This window comes from Nonomuraea sp. NPDC003727 (assembly GCF_053586935.1).
Map to the genome: position 1 here is coordinate 1 of NZ_JBSFNE010000049.1, position 3,876 is coordinate 3,876.

The window sequence follows — 3,876 nt, forward strand, 5'->3', positions numbered from 1 at the left end:
CCACCACCGTCGCCCACACCGCCGAAGCCACCACCTGCGCACCCAAGTTCGTCAAGAAGGTCAACAAGAAGGTCATCAAGATCGACAACCGCGGCGGCAACATCGGCAACGGCAACGGCGGCAACGCCAACGGCGCCAGCGGCAACCAGCCCGGCGGCAACGGCGGCAACAACAACAGCGGCAACATCAACGTCGGCAACAACTGAGCCACACCACCATGGCCCGCCATGTCACCGACACCCACCGCCAGTTACCAACCCACACCCACACATGAGAAACACCGCGAAACAGGCGGCCGACGCGACCACAAGCGCCGGCCGCCTTCGCGTTGTGTCCGGCGACCGCTCGTGAGCAGCTGCCGCCCTCGCCGTCGGCCGGCGGTCTCGCCCAGGCGAAAATTCGGATGACGGCCGCACGGGCGCGGGCCAGGTTCGCGCCATACGGCATGACGATCGAGATCGACTCCGGCCGTCCCCTCGATCTGCGCATCGAGGCGGATCCGCGGCCCCTGCGGCTGCTGGAACCGGCGGATACAGCAGGTGGTCGCGCCGCTGTACGAACGCTCCCGCACGGCGCGCGCCGGACGGCTGCGCAGGGACGACACCTGGTGGGACACCCAGGTGCTGCCGGAGAAGGAAGAAGAGGACGACGAGCTCGGCCCGCCGCTGGTCGTGGTGGTCGGCGACGCGGACGCGAGTGAGCCGCCTGCCGGGTACGCGATCTACCGCACCCGTCCGGGGAACGACGACACCAACAGCCCCGGACTGGTGCAGGTGCAGGAGTTCGAGGCCGACAGCGCTCCGGTGGCCGCCGCGCTGTGGCGCTTCCTCGCCGGGATCGACCTGACGGTGCGCGTGCGCTGCTGGGCCGTGCCGGTGGACGATCCGCTGCCGCTCATGGCCGCCGACCCCGACCAGGTCCGGGTGACGCAGGTGTTCGGCTGCCTGTGGCTGCGCCTCGCCGACGTACGGCAGGCCCTGCTGGCTCTGGGCCGCGCCGCTCGACCTGATGCTGCAGGTGCGGGACGCGGCGCTGCGCACCGAGCGGCCGGCCTTCACCATGGACGAGTTCTGACGGCGCCGCCGCCTCGAATGTGACTGGCGGCCGCGCGTCCTTCCCACGCGCCCGGGGCTCGCTGGACTCCCATGGCGTCGTCAGGACGGCGCCCGGAGCGTGGATGTCAGGAGTTGCGTGGGACCACCAGGCCGGATTCGTAGGCGAGGACCACGAGCTGGGCACGGTCACGGGCACGGAGCTTGGCCATGGCCCGGTTGACGTGGGTTTTCGCGGTCAGTGAGCTGATCACCATGCGGTCGGCGATCTGGTCGTTGGACAGGCCCTGCGCGACCAGGGCGACGGCCTCGCGTTCGCGGTTGGTCAGCTCTTCCAGGCCCGTGCCGGTGCCGGTGTGGAGCGGCTGGCTGACGTACCGGTTGATCAGCTTGCGGGTGATCGACGGCGCGAGCAGGGCGTCACCACGCGCGGCGACGCGTACGGCGTGCAGGAAGTCTTCCGGCACGATGTCCTTGACGAGGAAACCGGCGGCGCCGGCGCGCAGCGCGTTGAAGACGTGTTCGTCCAGGCCGTAGTTGGTCAGGATGACGACGTGCACCCCGGCCAGCGCCGGGTCCGCGGCGATGCGCCGGGTCACCTCGATGCCGTCGACGACCGGCATCTTGATGTCGACGAGCGCGACGTCGGGCCGGTGTTCCCTGGCCAGAGCCAGGCCCTCCGTCCCGTCGGCGGCCTCGGCCACCACCTCGATGTCGTCTTCGAGGTCGAGGAGCGCGCGGAATCCGCTGCGGATGAGCGGCTGGTCGTCGACCAGCAGGACACGGATCATGACGTTCGGTCCACGGGAAGTTCGGCTTGGACGGTGAAGCCGCCCTCCCCGCGCGGTGCCGCCCGGAGGCGACCGCCGAGGGCGGTGACGCGTTCGCGCATCCCGAGCAGCCCGACGCCGGGCACCGGGGCGCTGCCAGGAGTGGCCTTGCCGTCGTCGTCTATGCGGATCGCGAGGGTGTCGGGACGGTAGTCGATCCGGACCGTCGCCGTCGCGGCGGCGGCGTGCCGGGCGATGTTGGTGAGGGACTCCTGGACGATCCGGTAGACGGTCCGGTCCACCGCGGCCGGCACGTCATGTCGTCGTCCCTCGATCGTCAGCGTCGCGTCCAGGCCGGTCGTCCGGGCCCGTTCCACCAGTTCAGCGACGTGGTCGAGCCCGCGCGGCGGGGTCGTGTCGTCGTCGCGCAGCGCCTCCAGGGTCGCGCGCAGCTCCCGGGTCGCCTCACGTCCGGCCTCCTGGATCGCCAGCAGGGCCTCCGGCACCTGTTCGCCCCGCTTGCGGGCCACGTGGACGGCGACCTCCGCCTGCACCTTGATGATCGAGATCTGGTGGGTGAGCGAATCGTGCAGCTCCCGCGCGATGTGCAGCCGCTCCTCGTCGGCGCGGCGCCGCGCGGTCTCCTCCCGGGTGCGTTCGGCTTCCTCCGCCCGCCGCTCGGCCTGCCGCAGCGCTTCACCCGCGGCGCCGGCCGCGATCAGCCAGGCCAGCTCAAGGGCGCCTCGGGCCTGCGCGAACGCCTCACCCGTGTCGTGCAGGCCCGAGGCCAGGGCCGCGAGGGGGAGAGCGGCCAGCATGGCCACGCTCGCCGCCACCGTGACGGTGCGGTGTCCCGCCCGCACGGCCGCGTACACCGCGAACAGGTACGCCACGGCAGGCACGTCGAAACCGGCCGCCTGGTAACCCACCGCGCACACCCCGGTGACGGCCAGGACGGGAACCGGAGCCCGGCGGCGCACGGCCAGCGCCAGGCCGCCGACCGTCAGCAGCGCGTAGCCGAGCAGGTCGCGGTACGTGGCGGAGTGCTGCCCGGACAGTCCGGTGACAAGCAGGATCGCCGCCATGCCAGCCGCCGTCGCCCAGTCCCCGACACCGATCCGCCCGCTGCTCATGCGTGCACCCTAGCCGGACGTTCGCGCGGGCGACTCCTGCGGACGGATGATCAGCTGTCTACCGCATACGCGGTACCTCCGCCGCTCCTGCGGCGTCCGCGGCAGCCTGTTACGGCATCGGCGGCAGCGCGAAGTGCCCGCGTCCGCCGGACGACCGGCGGCGGGTCCGGCGGACATGATCGGGCGACGTCCCTCGTAGGAGAAGAAGGAGTACCTCATGTCCGTCCGTCACCTGCTTGCCGAGGCCTTGCTCGGCGGATTCGGGCCGGCCACACCGGCGGCCGCGCGCGTGTTGGTCCAGTCGGCCGACGTCAGTGCCTACGCCTTGACCGCCGGGCGGCTCTGGTCCTTGGTGGCCGCGCTGCTGGGGCTGGTCGGCGTGGTCATCGGCGGGCTGGCCCTGGCCCGTTCCACGGGTCATGTCGGCACCGGCAACGGAAGAAGAGGGGCCGTCGTGGCCCTGGCCGCGGGGGTGGCCGGCGCGGCCATCGGCGGGCTGGTTGTGGCCGCCGCCGAAGGTGGTCCCGGCACCGGCTACGGAATAGTCGGGGGCTTCGTGGCCCTGGCGGTGGGGCTGATCGGCGTGCTGCTCGGTGGGCTGGCTCTGGCCCGCTCCCGCCGCACCGGCTGACCGGCTGACCGGCTGACCCCGCTGGCAGCGCTGGATCCGAGTCGGCGACGTCCAGGACTGGCAAGAGTTTCCGGAGTCGCCGGCTTCCCCGGCAGGAACGGCGATGCAGATATCTCGCATGCCATCCGTTAACTCTATGAAAGGGGCATGCAAGGACTCCTCGGTACAAATATCCACATAGCTCCCCGGAGCCCGGAAACACACCACCTAAGGAGAACCTCATGCTCGACTTCAAGAAGGCCTTCGCCGCCGCCACCATCGCCGCCTCCGCCCTGGCCGTCCCCGTGACC

General features: G+C 71.4%; 5 protein-coding genes. 3 read left to right on the top strand and 2 right to left on the bottom strand.

Going from position 1 to position 3,876, the window contains the following annotated elements; all coding sequences use genetic code 11:
- Together ACWDLG_RS45000 and ACWDLG_RS45005 are read left to right on the top strand one after the other, a co-directional pair.
- A partial coding sequence (locus tag ACWDLG_RS45000; protein WP_449931806.1) for a hypothetical protein occupies positions 1-206 on the top strand: 206 nt, incomplete at its 5' end.
- Positions 207-539: 333 nt separating this feature from the next.
- Positions 540-1,097, top strand: a complete 558-nt coding sequence (locus ACWDLG_RS45005; protein WP_449931808.1) for a hypothetical protein — start codon at positions 540-542, stop codon at positions 1,095-1,097.
- Positions 1,098-1,180: 83 nt separating this feature from the next.
- Here the strand turns inward: ACWDLG_RS45005 and ACWDLG_RS45010 are convergent, their stop codons facing one another.
- Together ACWDLG_RS45010 and ACWDLG_RS45015 are read right to left on the bottom strand one after the other, a co-directional pair.
- Positions 1,181-1,843: a response regulator gene (locus ACWDLG_RS45010; RefSeq protein ID WP_449931810.1), complete on the bottom strand. Its 663-nt coding sequence runs from the start codon at positions 1,841-1,843 to the stop codon at positions 1,181-1,183.
- Positions 1,840-2,955: a sensor histidine kinase gene (locus ACWDLG_RS45015; RefSeq protein ID WP_449931812.1), complete on the bottom strand. Its 1,116-nt coding sequence runs from the start codon at positions 2,953-2,955 to the stop codon at positions 1,840-1,842. Before ACWDLG_RS45015 ends, ACWDLG_RS45010 begins: the two co-directional genes overlap by 4 nt.
- Positions 2,956-3,172: 217 nt before the next feature.
- Between ACWDLG_RS45015 and ACWDLG_RS45020 the strand changes: the two genes are divergently transcribed.
- Positions 3,173-3,586 (top strand): DUF6223 family protein, encoded by a 414-nt coding sequence (locus tag ACWDLG_RS45020; protein ID WP_449931814.1) that lies wholly within the window; start codon positions 3,173-3,175, stop codon positions 3,584-3,586.
- Positions 3,587-3,876: the final 290 nt, after the last annotated feature.

Excerpts from the sequence above, each read along its gene's own strand:
- ACWDLG_RS45010 (WP_449931810.1), bottom strand. The coding sequence starts at position 1,843 with ATGATCCGTGTCCTGCTGGTCGACGACCAGCCGCTCATCCGCAGCGGA.
- ACWDLG_RS45015 (WP_449931812.1), bottom strand. The coding sequence starts at position 2,955 with ATGAGCAGCGGGCGGATCGGTGTCGGGGACTGGGCGACGGCGGCTGGC.
- ACWDLG_RS45020 (WP_449931814.1), top strand. The coding sequence starts at position 3,173 with ATGTCCGTCCGTCACCTGCTTGCCGAGGCCTTGCTCGGCGGATTCGGG.